This window comes from Pandoraea commovens, from assembly GCF_024704525.1.
GTDB lineage: Bacteria > Pseudomonadota > Gammaproteobacteria > Burkholderiales > Burkholderiaceae > Pandoraea > Pandoraea commovens.
In genome coordinates, this window is the sequence record NZ_CP102780.1 from 3,685,246 (window position 1) to 3,701,305 (window position 16,060).

The following is a 16,060-nucleotide window of genomic DNA, read 5'->3' on the forward strand; positions in this document are numbered from 1 at the left end:
ACGGAGCAAGCCCCGGGATGCCGCCCCTACACCCACTTCTGCACCCACCGAACCTCCTCCACCCGCACCACATGCCTGTCGATCCCGAGCGCCGCCGCATCGATACCCAGCGCGAGGCCGACAAGCTGTGGCAAGTGGAGGACGGGCAGATCCAGCGGCGTATCGAGGTCGCGCGCCATGTCGTCCTGATAGGTGTCGAGCACCGTATGACATAGGGGACACGGGGTGACGATGGCGTCCGCCCCGGCCGATTTAGCGGATGCCACATGCCGCCCGCTCAGCTTGACGGGAATCACGTCGCTCTGGGCCGAACAATGAAAGCCACAGCATGCTGTCCTGCCGGAGTAGTCGACGGTCGTGCATCCCAGAATCTGCGCCAGTGTTTCAATCGACTGGACATCCCGTGCATCCGTGTCGCCGTACACCGAAGGGGGCCGAACGATATGGCATCCGTAGAACGCAGCAATCTTGTGTGACGACAACGGCGTTTTCACCAACGCGCGCAGCCGCGTCTCCCCCACCTCCTCAAGCAGATACCAGAGGAAGTGTGTGACACGCGCCGTCCCCCGGTAGACCAGCCCCTCCTCTGCCAGCTTTCGGTCGACCCGCTCGCGCAAGGCTGGATCGCTGTCTACGCGCTGCTTAGCTTCGAGCAGGTTCAGCGTGCACGTATTGCAGATTGTCATCAGATCGAGGCCGCGCGCCTCCGCCAGTGCGATGATCCGCACGTTCAGCGCAACGAAGCGCTCCGCGTCGGCCGCACGAATCTCTCGGCTCCCGGTGCAGGTCGCAGACGTGAGCGTCTCCAGCTCGATGCCCAGCCGTTCAGCCACCGCCTGCGTAGCCGTCAATAACTCACCACAAGTCGTACGGGCGCTGCACCCGGGATAAAACGCGATTCGCATGGCTATGCCTCATCAGAAAAGAACTCAACGAAAGAAAATGCGCCGGATCGCCGCAATGCCCTCGACAGGTCGGCGCAACAGCGCCGCCAGTGGCCGCACCTTGCCGCGCAGCATCAGCTTCAAGGTCCGTCCGGGACGTTGCAGCGCCGCTCGCCAGCCCCGCGTCCCAAGCACCAGCAACATCGGCTCGATGCGGCCACGTCTGACGACGATGTCCATGAACGTGCGCGCATGCGGCGACGCCTCCGGTGCACGCGCATACGCCAACTGCTTGAGCGGTTCGATAGCAGCACTCACAATCGGAATATGCGCAGGACAGACCGCTTCGCATTGGTAGCAAGAGACGCAATGGTGAACATGCGCCTCGTCCAGAATGGCTTGCAGACGAGGGGCGTCGTCCCGGGCATCCAGCGCAACACGGGCCAGATGCACCAACGGCGCAGGCCCCGCGAACGCGATGTCGTCGGGAAAATCGAGCACCGGACACGCCGAATAGCACGCGAGACAACTCAGGCAGTCCATCGTCGCCCGGAGTGTCGCGGCATTTGCGGCGTCGACCGGCTCGGGAAACCCGCCATACGGACGCGTCCGCTGGAGCCACGTCTGTAACGACACCAGCTTCGCCTCGACCGGTGCCCGATCGACCGCCAGGTCGCGAATGAGTGGCAGATGACGCAGCGGCTCGATGTGCATCTCCGCTTGCGCCGCCTCCCAGCACGCCAGCACCTCCCGGCCGTTCATCCGCACGGCGCAAGTACCGCACTTCTTCGTGCCGCAATACCATCGATACCCGATGTCCACCCCGAGCGCTTCCTGGACGTAGTTCAGCGCATCGATGATCCGCATGTGCGGCACCGCCGGCACCGCGTAGGTCTCCACATAGGGCGCAGCGTCCGTCTCCGGATCGAAACGCGAAATGTGCAGCGTCACCGTCGTCAGTTCACTGTCGTTATCGCTGTCACCTCGAAATTGCCTGACGTCCGAATGCATGTGTCCCCTCTCCCTGCAAAGTCGACTGATTCAACCCGGTCCGTGTCCCCACGCCTGCCGTCTCGCCTTCCGTGGCTCACCACGGCACGCTGAAATACTCCTGCCGCTCGAATCCCGGCGCGATGGCCCCCTCGGGATATCGCTCCCGCCGGAACCGGTAAGCGCTGCCGTCGCGCGCGACGATGTTCTTGCACTGCCATGCCGTGTTATCGACGTACGGAAAGTCCGTGCGGTAGAAACTTCCCCGGCTCTCCTCTCGCTTCAACGCGCTTTGCAGCGTGACTTCACACACGTCGATCAGGTTGTGGGCGTCGAGCGCATCGAGCCACGCGGTGTTGAACCGACGCGAGGCGCTCGGCGGCGTCATGCGCGGCAGCTCGCGCTCGCGCATCGCCGCAAGCCTTGCCAGACCGGTGCGCATGGTGTTGCCGCTCTTGATCAGTCCGTACGCCTCGTCCATCACGTCCCAGATACCGGTCTTGACGTGCATGGGGGCAAGCGTCTGCTGACCAGCCGCGCTGTCGGCGGCTCGGTGCCTCACCCCCTCCACCCGCGCTTCTTCCGCCCGAATCTGCTGCTCGGTCATGCCGTCGTGACGATGTCGGTCCGGCAAGCTGCCAGCAATCGACTCGGCCACCAGCCCGCCGTCGTAAATCGCGACGGCCAGACTCCCCGTGACATGCGCGCCCACGCCCCCTGCGACCCACAATCCGTCGACACTGGTGCGCATCGAATGAGGATCCGACTCGATACCGCCTTGCCGGTAATGCATCGTGGTGCGCGCTTCGACCCTGTCGCGCGTGATGTCTAGCCCCAGCTTCTCGAACGCCGAACCGGCGTACTGGTAACGCCGCAACACTTCCGCATCGACATGGCTGTAAGACGTGTAATAGCCGCCACTGAAATGCGCCTTGCCCGCGAGCACCTGCTGCGTGAGTCGCTTGACCTGAAGCGTGTAAGGCGCAAGCGCAGCAGGCGCGTCGCGCGACTGCTCGAAGAAGCACTCACCTTGCGCGTTGTACACACGCGAACTCTGGTCGGTGCCGACCAGCGGATTCGGATAGATGTGCAGACGCTGCCAGGTCGGTGGATGTGCAAAGTCGCTGATGTGCCAGAACTGCATCTCCAGATTGGTCATCTCGGCCCCCGCGCGCAGTGCCAGCGCAATGCCGTCACCGGTCTGCTCCCGCGTTCCCGTTGAGCGACGCACCATCCGGTCGGCGTGCCCGGTCGCCATCACGACAGCCTTGGCATGCACCGCAAACATCTCGCCGCGCACGTAGTCGAGCGCAGTCAGCCCGCAAACTTCGCCGTTCTCATTGCGCAGCAACGCCGTCACGACGCATTCCTCATGCATCGGAATGCCGCGTGCCTGTAACTGCTTGCGTCGGATATCCATCAGCAAGATGCCGGTCTGTCCCTGCATGGGCGCGACCGCCCAGCGCACCGGCGAGTGGCTCATGGCGATCTGCCCGTCGGCCTCCCGCGAAAACAGCAAACCGAGCGACTCCATCTCCGGATAGAAGGTGTTCTCGATCCAGTGCCCCGCGGCCGCCAGATACGACTGATCGACCAGAAAGTGGCTGTAGTACTTCGCGAAGAATTCGAGCGAACTGGCGGCGTTCTGCGCGTTGCCGCCGAGCATCTTCGAGCCGACGATCACCGCCCCGGCCATGATCGACGCACCGCTCTTGCCGACCAGACCCTTCGAGATCAACATCGGCTTCAATCCCAGGTCGTGCAGACGCAGCGCGGCGTAAGTGCCTGCACCGCCGCCGCCCACGACTACGACATCGCAATCGATCACCCTCATCGCAGTAGCGCCCTCCTCGGGCCGGTCATGGATTGTTGAAACTGCTGAATGGAACGTGACCATTGTGGACAGCCCTCCTCTGCGCGAATGCGGCGATCGGGACACGCCATCCAGCAAAGCGGCCAAAGTGAGGGGGACGACCGGGAAAGGAACAAAGGAGAGATGGGCAGACGAGGACCATCGGCTGTGGAGCACGCGGGCCGCTCGAAAATTCTGTCCGTTTTGCGATATGTGTTGTCCCGCGCGCGGTGTGCGCGGCAGGCGAGCGGCGCTAATGTGGTCAGGGCATCAGGACAAACAAGACCAACCACAACGACAATCAGCCATCAGGAGACACACCATGGATGCGACCCTGCAAGCCGTCGCCCGCAACGAGCGCGGCTCACCCGCCAAGTCGGTCATCTTGGGCGCGGGTATCGGTAACGCGCTTGAGTGGTACGACTTCGCGTCGTTCGTACTCTTTTCCCGCTATTTCTCGACCCAGTTCTTCCACGCCGAAGACCCGACCGCCGCCTTCCTGTCCACGCTCGCCGTCTTCGCCGTCGGCTTCCTGCTGCGTCCCATCGGCGGTGTCTATTTCGGCTGGCTGTCCGACCGCCGGGGACGTCGCTTTGCGATGGTGGCTTCGATGGCCGTCACCGCCGCAGGGTGCCTCGTCATCGCCGTATCGCCGACGTACGCCTCCATCGGATTGATGGCACCGGCGTTGCTCGTCTTCGGACGCCTGCTCCAGGGCTTCGGGCTCGGCGGCGAGATCGGCGCATCGTTCACGTTCCTCGTGGAAAGCGCTCCCGTACACCGCCGGGGCCTCTGGTCGAGCAGCATGTTCATTGCCATTACGGGCGGCTCGCTGCTCGCCACCGCCGTGGGACTGGTGCTCACGCAGGTCTTTTCCACGGACGAGATGACCCGCTACGGCTGGCGCATCCCCTTCTTCCTCGGTGCGGCCCTCGGGGTGTATGCGCTGTTCCTGCGCGGCAGACTCAAGGAAACGTCCGCTTTCGAACAGGAGCAAAACGAAGCGCGTGCCGGTGCGCCCGTGCAACCGATGGCGCACGCGATCTGGGAGCATCGCGCATCGGTACTGCGAATCATCGCGCTCACCGCCGGACCGACGCTGACGTTCAATACCTGGATGTCGGGGGCCATCACGTTCGCCACGCACTTCAAGGGCGTCGATGCCCGTCAGGGGCTATGGGCACTGTGCATCGGCTGCCTTGTGTACATGGCCGTGCAACCGTTCTGGGGCGCACTGTCCGACCGCATCGGCCGCAAGCCGAACTTGCTGATGGGGGCTGGCGGCTCGGCGCTCGTCATCGTGCCGCTGCTGCTGCTCATCGACGGCTCCTTCGCGCGCCTCACGCTGGCGATCTGCGCCGGGCTGGTGGTCCTTGCCGCCTGGACGGCCATCGCCCCGGCGGTCTACGCCGAACTGTTCCCCACGCGTATCCGCGCCACCGGCGTGGCCATTCCGTACTCGCTAACGGTCGCAATCTTCGGCGGCACCGCGCCCTACCTTCAGAACTGGATGGCCGATCACGGCCATCTGGGGTGGTTCGCCGCCTATCTGATCGCACTCAATCTGCTGACGGTCCTCGCGGTAGTCCGGATGCCGGAGACACGCGGTCAAGCGCTCGAATGAGCCGTTGCGCCGGAGGGCAGCGTTGTCTTCCGGCGCCATCCCCCCGCCCTCTCCCGTCCCATCCCAACTCCACCCACGTTAACCCCCATGTCCGACGACGGATGTTAAGGAAAGAATGAAACGAGCATTTCTTTCCCTAACGTCCCTTAACGCCTCGGGGGCCGTCATGCAGACCCGGATCATCACCGCACAGGACGTCGAGTTCTTCGAGTCGCGAATTTCACCCGCCCCTATGGTCGGTCTGGCCTTCGAGTTCCCCGCTGGGGGCGGCGTCGAGCCCCATGTCCACCCCTATGGTCAGGTGCTGTTTGGCGGCGAAGGCATCATGTGCGTCGACACGCCACGCGGCACCTGGGTCGTGCCGCCGCAGCGCGCCGTCTGGATTCCACCGATGACGTTGCACGCCGTACGGCTACGGGCGTCGTTCGGCATGCACAACCTGCTGATCTCGCCGCACGTCGTCGCCGACTTGCCCAAGACATGCGAGCCGCTTGTCGTCTCCAACCTGATGCGCGAACTGATCCTGCGCGCGGCATCCACCGACGAGCCGCTGCTTCGCAAGCGTCATGTGGACAAATTCTTCGAGATCATCCGCGACGAACTCGAATTCAGCGACGAAATTCCGCTGTCGCTCGAAATCCCGCGTGAGCGACGTCTCGCCCGCCTTTGCACCGAATTCCTGCGCGAGCCGTCCGACAACCGGACACTCCAGGAATGGGGCGATCACGTCGGCGCCAGTTCGCGCACCCTGTCACGCCTGTTCACCCGCGAACTCAACCAGACGTTCGACGAATGGCGACGCCACGTCCGCCTGCAAGAAGCGCTGTACCGGCTGGCCGAAGGCCGGACCGTCTCCGCAGTCGCCAACGAGCTGGGCTACGAGAGCACGACGGGCTTCATCGAAATGTTCCGCAAATCCCTCGGACGCACGCCCGGCCAGTACTTCGCCTGATCCGGGTCGCCGTTCCGCACCGGCTGCTACATCAAGTCTTATATAAGACATAAGACATTTGACCTTACGTTGCATAGGGACTAAAATCACGGGCAAAAGCCGTACTGGAACAAGCCCTGGAGGCCTCAAAACCTCCCCCGAAACGCAACATCAGCAGGTCTCCTCATGCTTGAAAACTATCGTGAACACGTGGCCGCCCGCGCCGCGTTGGGTATTCCTCCCCTGCCGCTGACCGCTCAGCAGACCGCCGAACTGGTTGAACTGCTGACCAACCCGCCCGCAGGCGAAGAGCAGACGCTGGTCGATCTGATCACGAACCGCGTGCCCGCCGGTGTTGACGAAGCCGCCCGCGTGAAGGCCGGTTTCCTCGCGGCTGTCGCCAAGGGCGAAACGGCCTGCGCGCTGATCTCCCGCGCCCGCGCCACCGAACTCCTCGGCACGATGCTCGGCGGCTACAACATCGCCCCGCTCATCGAGCTGCTGTCGGACGCCGAAGTCGGCACCGTCGCAGCGGACGCGCTCAAGAAAACCCTGCTGATGTTCGACCAGTTCCATGACGTCAAGGAACTCGCCGACAAGGGCAACGCCAACGCACGCGCCGTCCTGCAAAGCTGGGCCGACGCCGAATGGTTCACGAGCCGCCCGGAAGTCCCGCAAAGCCTGACCATCACCGTATTCAAGGTCACGGGCGAAACCAACACCGACGATCTCTCGCCGGCCCCGGACGCTACCACCCGCCCCGACATTCCGATGCACGCCCTGGCGATGCTCAAGAATGCCCGCCCCGGCATCACCCCGGAAGAAGACGGCAAGCGCGGTCCGATCAAATTCATCGAGTCGCTCAAGGAAAAGGGCCACCTCGTCGCTTATGTGGGCGACGTCGTCGGCACGGGTTCCTCGCGCAAGTCGGCCACCAACTCGGTGCTGTGGTTCACGGGCGAAGACATCCCCTTCATCCCGAACAAGCGCTTCGGCGGCGTGTGCCTCGGTAGCAAGATTGCCCCGATTTTCTACAACACGATGGAAGACGCCGGCGCACTGCCGATCGAACTCGACGTGTCGCAGATGGAAATGGGTGACGTGGTCGAACTGCGTCCGTACGAAGGCCGCGCACTGAAGAACGGTGCTGTCATCGCCGAATTCCAGGTCAAGTCCGACGTGCTGTTCGACGAAGTGCGCGCCGGCGGCCGCATTCCCCTGATCATCGGCCGTGGCCTGACCGCCAAGGCGCGCGAAGCGCTGGGTCTCGCTCCGTCGACGCTGTTCCGTCTGGCTCAACAGCCGTCGGACAGCGGTAAGGGCTTCTCGCTGGCACAGAAGATGGTGGGTCGCGCCTGCGGTCTGCCGGAAGGTCAGGGCGTGCGTCCGGGCACGTACTGCGAACCGAAGATGACCTCGGTCGGCTCGCAAGACACGACGGGGCCGATGACCCGCGACGAACTGAAGGATCTGGCTTGCCTCGGCTTCTCGGCCGACCTCGTCATGCAATCGTTCTGCCACACTGCCGCTTATCCGAAGCCGGTGGACGTGAAGACGCACCAGACGCTGCCGAACTTCATCAGCAACCGTGGCGGTATCGCACTGCGTCCGGGCGATGGCGTGATCCACTCGTGGCTCAACCGCATGCTGCTGCCCGACACCGTCGGCACCGGCGGCGACTCGCACACCCGCTTCCCGATCGGCATCAGCTTCCCGGCAGGCTCGGGTCTGGTCGCCTTCGCCGCAGCCACCGGCACGATGCCGTTGGACATGCCGGAATCGGTGCTGGTCCGCTTCAAGGGCAAGATGCAACCGGGTGTCACGCTGCGTGACCTCGTCAACGCGATCCCGCTGTACGCCATCAAGCAAGGCATGCTGACGGTCGCCAAGCAAGGCAAGAAGAACATCTTCTCGGGCCGCATCCTCGAAATCGAAGGCCTGCCCGAACTGAAGGTCGAGCAAGCGTTCGAGCTGTCGGATGCCTCCGCCGAGCGCTCGGCCGCCGGTTGCACGGTGCACCTGAACAAGGAACCGATCATCGAATACCTGAACAGCAACGTCACGCTGCTCAAGTGGATGATTGCGCAGGGTTATCAGGATCCGCGCAGCCTGCAACGCCGTATCACGGCCATGGAGCAGTGGCTGGCCGACCCGCAACTGCTTTCGCCGGATGCCGACGCCGAATACGCTGCCGTCATCGAAATCGATCTGGCCGACATCCATGAGCCGATCGTCGCCTGCCCGAACGATCCGGACGACGTGAAGACGCTGTCGGACGTTGCCGGTGCGACCATCGACGAAGTGTTCATCGGTTCGTGCATGACCAACATCGGTCACTTCCGCGCCGCATCGAAGCTGCTCGAAGGCAAGCGCGACATTCCGGTCAAGCTGTGGGTCGCCCCGCCGACCAAGATGGACCAGAAGCAACTGACGGAAGAAGGTCACTACGGCGTGTTCGGCACGGCCGGTGCCCGTACCGAAATGCCGGGCTGCTCGCTGTGCATGGGTAACCAGGCACAAGTGCGCGAAGGCGCTACGGTGATGTCGACGTCGACCCGTAACTTCCCGAACCGTCTGGGCAAGAACACGAACGTGTACCTCGGCTCGGCGGAACTGGCTGCGATCTGCTCGCGTCTGGGCAAGATCCCGACCAAGGAAGAGTACATGGCCGACATGGGCGTGCTCGCATCCAACGGCGACAAGATCTACAAGTACATGAACTTCGATCAGATCGAAGACTTCAAGGAAGTCGCCGACACGGTGCAGGTCTAAGCACCTGCCGGACTACGGCGCGACGTCTGCACCGTAGTTTGAAAAGGCGCCGCCAGCGAAATGCTGGTGGCGCTTTTTTTACACCTGACGTCTGTAAAATCACGGGTCGACGACGTCCATTTGAGCGACATTCTTTTGAGAAACGGCATGCAAACAGTAGCGATCCTCGACTTCGAAACCACCGGTCTGTCGCCGACACAGGGCGACCGGGCGACGGAAATCGCCGTCATCCTGTTGCGTGACGGGGAAATTGTCGATCGCTATCAGAGTTTGATGAATGCCGGACGGCGTATTCCGTCGGACGTCGCCGCGCTCACGGGCATTACGAACGACATGATTGCGAGCGCACCGCCCGTCTCGCAGGTTATGCGCGAGGCAGCGCAGTTCGTCGGCAACTGCCCGGTCGTCGCGCACAATGCCGGGTTTGACAAACGCTTCTGGCAAGCTGAACTCGCCATGCTGGGCGAGCGCTCGGATCACGTCTTCGCCTGCACGATGCTGACCGCCAGACGCCTCTACCCGCACGCCCAGAATCACCGCCTCTCCAGCCTCGCCGATCTTCTCCAGCTTCCGAAGACCGGTCGTGCCCACCGGGCGATGGTCGACGCCGAGATGACGACCCACCTCTGGCGCCGCATGCACGACGACATCTCACGCACCTACGGGCTCAAACGCGTGGATCACGCGCTGATCGCCCGCGTGCAAACCACCAGCAAGGACAAAGTGCCGACGTTGTTGCGCTCACTCGCGCAAGGTACGACGGCATAACGCGCGTCAGCCCGCCCAAAACACCGTTACCGCTTGATATGCCGCTCAAGCAAATCCAGATCGTCCCGCAGTAATTTCAGTACGCCCGCAGCGCCCTGTTCGCCGAGCTGCCGCGTCGAATCCTGTTCGACCGAACGAAGCGCCATGTCGGCGATCTGCGCCGCAATCTCCTCGGCATTACGTGAGCCGGACGGCGTGAACCACCAGGCGGTCCAGTTGCACATGCCGATGATCGAGAACGCGGCGACCTTTGCATCCATCACCCGAAACTGCCCACGCTCGATGCCCAACTCGATCGCGTGACGGAACTGCTCCAGCACCGCACGCCGTGACTGCTCTGCCAACTGGCGTTGCTCCGGCGGCAGATTGTCCTCGTTGCGTTCGACCACGCGAAATTGCAGCGGATGCGTCAGGATCAGATGCGCGTGACGCAGCACCAGATGCCGCAGCATTGCCGACGGTTGTCGCAGATCGTCCGGCACCGCCTCCGACGCCAACTCCCCCGCCGCCCGCGTGACAACCGCCGTCAGCACTTCCAGAATCGCTTCCTTGCTCTTGAAGTAGTAGTACAGCGCAGGACGCGTCACGCCCACCACGTCGGCAATATCGTTAATGCTCGTCCCGTCGAATCCCCGTTCGATGAACAGCCGCGTCGCGACTTCCAGAATGTTCTCCCGCAACGCGTCGCTCTTGGTCTGCGCTTTGCTCATCGCCTCTCCCTCGTTCCCTACCGATGCATCGACACCCGCCAAATTTTTGACGCAAGTGTCAGAAAACCCAACGATAACCAAATTCCTCCCCCCAGAAAACCCCAAGGCACCTGCCGATCAGGGTTTTTACGCATTCGTCAAATTTTAGCGAAATTGTTTACCTATTCGTAAAAAATTGAACTAGGATGTAAAAAAACGGAGGTTGAGAGATGAGTCATCAGCAAGCGGAACGCCGTGACGGTCAGAGCGCGACGGCGGGGTTCCTGAACACCGACTGGAATCCGCGGGATCTGCCGCTGGGCACCACCACGCGCAACGTTGTCCTGCGCACGGCCGACGGCGCGGCCACCAGCGGGTCGTTGTACGTGCCGGGATCGACGGATACCGTGGTGTGCATCATGCATCCGCGTGAGTTCATGGCCTGCCACTACCTGATTCCGGACATCGTGGGCGCGGGCTTCGCGGCGTGGACGCAGGCCCCGCGTTCGGTCGGCAACGACATGCGGCTCGAGCACGAATTCGCGCTATACGACGTCGCCGCCGGTATGCAGTTTCTGCGGGACGCGGGCTTCAAGCGCATAGTCATGCTCGGCAACTCGGGCGGTAGCGGCCTTTATGCGCTCTACGTCCAGCAGTCGAATCTCGATCCGGCGCAGCGCATCGAACGTACGCCCGGCGGCCGCCCGACCAAGCTCGCGTCGCTCGACATGCCGCCCGTGCATGGCGTCGTCTTTGTGGCACCGCATCCGGGTCAGGGCGCGCTGCTGCAAACCTGCATCGACCCCTCGGTCACAAACGAACACGACGCCCTGTCCGTCGATCCGTCGCTCGATCCGTTCGACACCGCCAATGGCTATGTGCACCGACAGCCGGGCGAAACAGCCCGGTCGCGCTATGACGTGGACTTCGTCACGCGCTATCGCGCCGCACAACATGCGCGCGTAGCACGCCTCGACGCCACCGCACGCGACCTGATCGCTGCGCGTCAGGGGGCGCGCGAACGTCTCAAGCGCGACACCGGCGCAGCTAGCACCGACGCCCGCCTGCGCCGTATGGCCGCCCACACGCCGCTGATGACGATCTGGCGCACCGACGCCGACCTGCGCTGTTTCGACCTGACGCTTGACCCATCCGACCGTCGCTACGGCTCCCTGTGGGGTAGCGATCCGTTCACATCCAACTACGGCTCGGTCGGCTTCGGCCGCGTGTGTTCGCCAGAAGCGTGGCTTTCGACATGGTCCGGGCTGTCCTCGAACGCACTTCTTTCGAAGACGGCCGCCGCCATCGTGCAGCCCACCCTGCTCATCGAATACACCGGCGATCAGGCGTGCTTCCCGAGCGTCATCGAAGACATCTACGCGAGCCTCGGCGCAACACGGAAGTCGCATCGACGCGTGCGCGGCGACCACCACGGCCGCGCGTTAGCCGACGGTGAAGAAGCCGGACGCTATATCGCCGGACGCCTGTTGCAGGACTGGTTGCGCGAAACGTTTCCGCAGTGACGTCCCCCATTTGCCTGACTGACCGACTGAATTCCCGGAGTTCCAATGAAACTGAATGACATCCCCGCCGCCGCCGCTGCCGATCTTGCGCTGCGTCTGCATGGCGTCGATCACACGGCGCGCCCGACCTGGCGCTTGCGCGAGACCGTCGAGTTTTACCGTGACGTGCTCGGCCTGCCGCTCATCCACACGATCTCCGCCCGGGGCTGGGGACCGGCAACGCACCCCGACTTCCTGCATTTCTTCTTCGATAGCGGCAACGGCAGCACCATCGCGTTCTTCTATTACCTCGGCGGTGAAGTCCCTGCCTCGCTCGCCGACCGTCCGGGACGCGCACCGCTGCCCGAAGATCACGTGTTCGACGCCACCCACACCGCGTGGCTCGTCGACACGCAGGACGAACTGCATGCGTGGAAAGCCCGTCTGGAAGCACGCGGCGTGACCGTGTCGGCCGAGACGGCGCACGAGGTCATCGAGTCGATCTACTTCCGCGATCCGAACGGCTACTTCATCGAGATCACCCGCAAGCTGCGCACGCTCGCCGACATCGATGCACGCGACGCTGCCGCCACCCTCGAAGCGGCCATGCAAATCGAAGACGAAGCCCTCGCCGGGGGCGCACCGTTCACCCAGATCGACGCCGTCTGGCAGCGCAAGGCGCAGCGTCTGGGCCAACAACTGCGTCAGGAGCGTTAATCATGACTTCACAACCGTTGCAGATCTTTGTGCTGAACGTGCCCGAGTTTGCGTCGCTGACCGAAGCCGCCCGCGCGATGCCCGAGTGCCGCGTAGAGAACACCGGCGACTACACCGTGATCTCCAGCGACGTGCCGATCACGTTCGGGCGTCGCGCGCTGGGTCTGAAGCCTGCCGTCTGGTACGGCCTCTTTACTGGCGGACTCGACGGCCAGATCGAACGCTATGAACGCGACATCGTGCGGATCGCCCCTCGCCACAGCCACTGAACCACCGAACCACTGACTGAACACAGGCGTCCTCGATAAAGTCGCCAAAGTACGTGCAGGAGACACCATGAGCGGTATTTTTCACCCTATCGACGGCGTGACGTACTGTGCGCCGGATCTGGCGCAACGCTACTTCGCGTCGAACGCCTGGTACGACATCACCCTGGGCGATGCGCTGCGCGCGACCGCCGCGCGTGTGCCCGAGCGCGCGGCCTACCTCAGCGACGAAGCCACGCTGAGCTTCGCCACGCTCGACGAGCGCAGCGAACGGCTCGGTGCAGCGCTTATCGAACTGGGGCTGCGCCCCGGTGACCGCGCCATCTTCCAGATGGGTACGAACGTCGACACGGTCGTGGCGCTGATGGGCGCTTACAAGGCGGGCGTCGTGCCCGTGTGCGCGGTGCCGCAGTACCGGGAAGTGGAGATCGGCCAATTGGCGTCGCAATCGGACGCCCGCGCCTACTTCGTGCAAGCCGATTTCTCGGCGTTCGACCTCGTCGGCTTCGCCCGTCAGATGATGGACCGGCACGCATCGATCGAGCATCTGCTGGTCGCGCGCGGCCGTGTCGAGCACGACGCCGTTGCCGGTATCTGCGCCATCGATCAGTTGATTGACCTCATGCCACTTGAGCGTGCGCGCGCCGTGCTGGCCGACATCCGCATCGGCAGTGAAGACGTACTGAGCTTCCAGTTATCCGGCGGCACCACCGGCGTGCCGAAGATCATCCCGCGCTTTCATGCGGAATACATCGGTCATTCGCTGGCGTGGATGCGTCACATCGGTATGACTGAGCACAGCCGCATGATCTGGTCGCTGCCGTTGCTGCACAACGCCGGACAGCTGTATGTCCTCGCGTCGACGGTCGCCAGCGGCATGACGACGGTGCTGATGCCCCGCGTCGACATCGCCCGCATGCTCACGCTGATCGAAACGCATCGCGTCACGCACGGTCTGTCCATCGGGCCGGTCGCACCGCAGATGATCGCGTACAAGGACATCGCCAAACACGATCTGACGTCGCTCCAACTCTTCGGCACGATGAGCCGCGCCGACTCGCTCGAAGCGCATCTCGGCGTGCCGTGCTTCAACCTCTACGGCACGACCGAGGGGCTGCTGATGGGCGCAGGGGCGCAGCTCGCGCCGGACCTTCGCCATCACACGCAGGGGCTGTCCGGCTGCGAAGACGACGAGATCCGCGTGCTGACGCCCGGCACCGATACGCCGGTCGACGACGGCACGCCGGGCGAACTCTGCTTCCGTGGCCCGTCGAGCCTGCGTGGTTACTTCAACGCCCCGGAGGCCACAGCGCAGACGCTCACGCCAGACGGCTTCGTGCGCACCGGCGACATGGTGACGGCAAAGGTGATCGACGGTGTGCGCTGCTTCGCCTTCGAAGGACGCCTGCGCGACAACATCAATCGCGGCGGCGAGAAGATCGGATGCGAGGAAGTCGAGGCGTTCGTGAGTCATCACCCCGCTGTGGCCGACGCCAAACTCGTCGCCATGCCCGACCCGCTCTACGGCGAGCGCGGCTGTGTCTATCTGATCCTGCGCCCCGGCCAGCCTGCGCCGTCCGTCGGCGAACTGGGTGCGTTTCTCGTGAGCCACGGGCTGGCGAAGTTCAAGTGCCCGGAGCGCATCGAGATCATCGACGAGTTTCCGGTGACGCGCGTGGGCAAGGTCGACAAAGCGTCGTTGCGCTCGACGATTGCCGGACGCGTCGCGTCTGAGACCGCCCTCGCCACGTCTGCCCAGCCTGCCAGGGAGGACGCATGATCAGCACCGAACATGTGGTGAGCGAGCACCCGTTCGTCGTCCGTCGCCGTGTGAAATGGGGCGATTGCGACCCGGCGGGCGTGGTCTACACCGTGACGTTTTCGGAGTACGTCATCTCCATCGCCGAGCTGTTCTACGGCTCGCTGTTCGACGGCACGCCCCAAGCCGTCAAGAACCATCACGGCTTCGGCACGCCCACTCGCGCGCTCGACTTCGACTTTCGCCGTTCGCTCTGGCCGGACGATGTCTTCGACGTGAGCGTCGAAGTCACCGACATCCGCACACGAACTTTCACGCTGACGATGACGGCGCGCAAGGAAGACGGCGACATCGCCTTCGTCGCCCGCCTCACGCCGATCTGCATTCAGCGTGGCGTGCGCGAGTCCATCGAGATGCCCGCCGTGCTGCGCGCAGCACTCGACCAATACCGAACCCGCTGCGCCGCGCCTTCCACGCCCGCCGCAGCCCCAGCTTTCGCCGGAGAACCGACACCATGACGCAAACCCTGCAAACACCCTTCCGCATCGGCCAGATCGTGCCCAGCTCCAACACCACGATGGAGACGGAGATTCCCGCGATGCTGCGCGCCCGCGAACAGATCCTGCCCGAGCGCTTCACGTTCCATTCGAGCCGCATGCGCATGCATCGCGTGGTGAAGGAAGAGCTCGCCGCGATGAACCTTCAAGGCCTGCGCTGCGCCGCCGAACTCGCCGACGCACGCGTCGATGTGATGAGCACAGCTTGCCTCGTCGCCATTATGGCAATGGGACCGGGCTACCACCGTCAGGTCGAGGAAGACCTGCGACGCGTGGCCCGCGAGAACCATTGCGACGCCGCCATCATGACCTCGGCAGGTGCGCTCGTCGCCGGTCTGAAGACGTTAGGCGCTCGCAGGATCTCGCTGATGGCGCCCTACATGAAGCCGCTCACGCAAGCGGTTGTCGAGTACATCGAGCACGAAGGCATTGAAGTCATCGATGCGCTGTCGTTCGAGATCCCCGACAACCTTGAAGTCGGCCGTCGCGACCCGATGCAGTTGCTCGACGACGTCAAGCGCCTGAACACGGCCAATGCCGACGCCGTCGTGCTGTCTGCCTGTGTGCAGATGCCTTCTCTGCCCGCCATTCAACTGGCGCAGGACATGATCGGCCTTCCCGTGACGTCCACGGCCGTCAGCACGGTGCGGCAGATGCTCGACCACCTCGGCCTCGCGCCCGTGGTTCCGGATGCCGGAGCGTTGCTCGCCGCCGGGCGCGAGGCGTTGTCCGCGCGCGTCGCCTGATCT

General features: G+C 63.7%; 14 protein-coding genes. 10 read left to right on the top strand and 4 right to left on the bottom strand.

The features are described from left to right. Positions 1-26: 26 nt before the first annotated feature. The 3 genes from NTU39_RS16820 to NTU39_RS16830 all read right to left on the bottom strand — a co-directional run bounded on the left by NTU39_RS16820 (position 27) and on the right by NTU39_RS16830 (position 3,708). Complete coding sequence (locus NTU39_RS16820) at positions 27-905, bottom strand: CoB--CoM heterodisulfide reductase iron-sulfur subunit B family protein (RefSeq protein WP_150663207.1); 879 nt, start codon at positions 903-905, stop codon at positions 27-29. 24 nt (positions 906-929) lie between these two features. Continuing rightward, positions 930-1,895, bottom strand: a complete 966-nt coding sequence (locus NTU39_RS16825) for a succinate dehydrogenase/fumarate reductase iron-sulfur subunit (RefSeq protein ID WP_150663208.1) — start codon at positions 1,893-1,895, stop codon at positions 930-932. Positions 1,896-1,971: 76 nt separating this feature from the next. Beyond that, positions 1,972-3,708, bottom strand: coding sequence for an FAD-binding protein (locus NTU39_RS16830; RefSeq protein WP_174984335.1), 1,737 nt, complete (start codon positions 3,706-3,708; stop codon positions 1,972-1,974). 340 nt (positions 3,709-4,048) lie between these two features. On the opposite strand from NTU39_RS16830, the gene NTU39_RS16835 reads away from it, so the two are divergent. The 4 genes from NTU39_RS16835 (at position 4,049) to NTU39_RS16850 (ending at position 9,821) form a co-directional block, all read left to right on the top strand. Further along, positions 4,049-5,350: an MFS transporter gene (locus NTU39_RS16835; RefSeq protein WP_150663210.1), complete on the top strand. Its 1,302-nt coding sequence runs from the start codon at positions 4,049-4,051 to the stop codon at positions 5,348-5,350. A gap of 166 nt (positions 5,351-5,516) precedes the next feature. Next, a complete protein-coding gene (locus tag NTU39_RS16840) occupies positions 5,517-6,302 on the top strand; it encodes an AraC family transcriptional regulator (protein ID WP_174984338.1) in 786 nt (261 codons plus the stop codon). A 165-nt stretch (positions 6,303-6,467) separates the two neighbouring features. Then, positions 6,468-9,053 carry a bifunctional aconitate hydratase 2/2-methylisocitrate dehydratase gene (gene acnB, locus NTU39_RS16845; RefSeq protein ID WP_150663212.1) on the top strand — a complete coding sequence of 862 codons (2,586 nt, stop codon included), beginning with the start codon at positions 6,468-6,470 and terminating at the stop codon, positions 9,051-9,053. 147 nt (positions 9,054-9,200) lie between these two features. After that, complete coding sequence (locus tag NTU39_RS16850; RefSeq protein ID WP_150663213.1) at positions 9,201-9,821, top strand: 3'-5' exonuclease; 621 nt, start codon at positions 9,201-9,203, stop codon at positions 9,819-9,821. Between the two features lie 26 nt (positions 9,822-9,847). On the opposite strand, the gene NTU39_RS16855 is transcribed toward NTU39_RS16850, so the two are convergent. Further along, complete coding sequence (locus tag NTU39_RS16855; protein WP_257958100.1) at positions 9,848-10,531, bottom strand: TetR/AcrR family transcriptional regulator; 684 nt, start codon at positions 10,529-10,531, stop codon at positions 9,848-9,850. Between the two features lie 209 nt (positions 10,532-10,740). On the opposite strand from NTU39_RS16855, the gene NTU39_RS16860 reads away from it, so the two are divergent. The 6 genes from NTU39_RS16860 (at position 10,741) to NTU39_RS16880 (ending at position 16,057) form a co-directional block, all read left to right on the top strand. Then, a complete protein-coding gene (locus NTU39_RS16860) occupies positions 10,741-12,033 on the top strand; it encodes an alpha/beta fold hydrolase (protein WP_150663215.1) in 1,293 nt (430 codons plus the stop codon). 45 nt (positions 12,034-12,078) lie between these two features. Beyond that, complete coding sequence (locus NTU39_RS16865) at positions 12,079-12,729, top strand: VOC family protein (RefSeq protein ID WP_308340567.1); 651 nt, start codon at positions 12,079-12,081, stop codon at positions 12,727-12,729. Positions 12,730-12,731: 2 nt separating this feature from the next. Then, positions 12,732-12,998, top strand: a complete 267-nt coding sequence (locus NTU39_RS26935; protein ID WP_308340568.1) for a hypothetical protein — start codon at positions 12,732-12,734, stop codon at positions 12,996-12,998. Positions 12,999-13,065: 67 nt separating this feature from the next. Further along, on the top strand, positions 13,066-14,775 hold the full coding sequence (locus tag NTU39_RS16870; RefSeq protein WP_257958102.1) for an AMP-binding protein: 1,710 nt from the start codon (positions 13,066-13,068) through the stop codon (positions 14,773-14,775). Then, positions 14,772-15,272 carry an acyl-CoA thioesterase gene (locus tag NTU39_RS16875; protein WP_150663217.1) on the top strand — a complete coding sequence of 167 codons (501 nt, stop codon included), beginning with the start codon at positions 14,772-14,774 and terminating at the stop codon, positions 15,270-15,272. Before NTU39_RS16870 ends, NTU39_RS16875 begins: the two co-directional genes overlap by 4 nt. After that, a complete protein-coding gene (locus NTU39_RS16880; RefSeq protein ID WP_150663218.1) occupies positions 15,269-16,057 on the top strand; it encodes a maleate cis-trans isomerase family protein in 789 nt (262 codons plus the stop codon). The genes NTU39_RS16875 and NTU39_RS16880 overlap by 4 nt, the downstream gene beginning before the upstream one ends. Positions 16,058-16,060: the final 3 nt, after the last annotated feature.

Excerpts from the sequence above, each read along its gene's own strand:
- NTU39_RS16860 (WP_150663215.1), top strand. The coding sequence starts at position 10,741 with ATGAGTCATCAGCAAGCGGAACGCCGTGACGGTCAGAGCGCGACGGCG.
- NTU39_RS16830 (WP_174984335.1), bottom strand. The coding sequence starts at position 3,708 with ATGAGGGTGATCGATTGCGATGTCGTAGTCGTGGGCGGCGGCGGTGCA.
- NTU39_RS26935 (WP_308340568.1), top strand. The coding sequence starts at position 12,732 with ATGACTTCACAACCGTTGCAGATCTTTGTGCTGAACGTGCCCGAGTTT.
- NTU39_RS16875 (WP_150663217.1), top strand. The coding sequence starts at position 14,772 with ATGATCAGCACCGAACATGTGGTGAGCGAGCACCCGTTCGTCGTCCGT.
- NTU39_RS16855 (WP_257958100.1), bottom strand. The coding sequence starts at position 10,531 with ATGAGCAAAGCGCAGACCAAGAGCGACGCGTTGCGGGAGAACATTCTG.
- NTU39_RS16820 (WP_150663207.1), bottom strand. The coding sequence starts at position 905 with ATGCGAATCGCGTTTTATCCCGGGTGCAGCGCCCGTACGACTTGTGGT.
- NTU39_RS16880 (WP_150663218.1), top strand. The coding sequence starts at position 15,269 with ATGACGCAAACCCTGCAAACACCCTTCCGCATCGGCCAGATCGTGCCC.
- NTU39_RS16850 (WP_150663213.1), top strand. The coding sequence starts at position 9,201 with ATGCAAACAGTAGCGATCCTCGACTTCGAAACCACCGGTCTGTCGCCG.
- NTU39_RS16870 (WP_257958102.1), top strand. The coding sequence starts at position 13,066 with ATGAGCGGTATTTTTCACCCTATCGACGGCGTGACGTACTGTGCGCCG.
- NTU39_RS16865 (WP_308340567.1), top strand. The coding sequence starts at position 12,079 with ATGAAACTGAATGACATCCCCGCCGCCGCCGCTGCCGATCTTGCGCTG.
- NTU39_RS16825 (WP_150663208.1), bottom strand. The coding sequence starts at position 1,895 with ATGCATTCGGACGTCAGGCAATTTCGAGGTGACAGCGATAACGACAGT.
- acnB (WP_150663212.1), top strand. The coding sequence starts at position 6,468 with ATGCTTGAAAACTATCGTGAACACGTGGCCGCCCGCGCCGCGTTGGGT.
- NTU39_RS16835 (WP_150663210.1), top strand. The coding sequence starts at position 4,049 with ATGGATGCGACCCTGCAAGCCGTCGCCCGCAACGAGCGCGGCTCACCC.
- NTU39_RS16840 (WP_174984338.1), top strand. The coding sequence starts at position 5,517 with ATGCAGACCCGGATCATCACCGCACAGGACGTCGAGTTCTTCGAGTCG.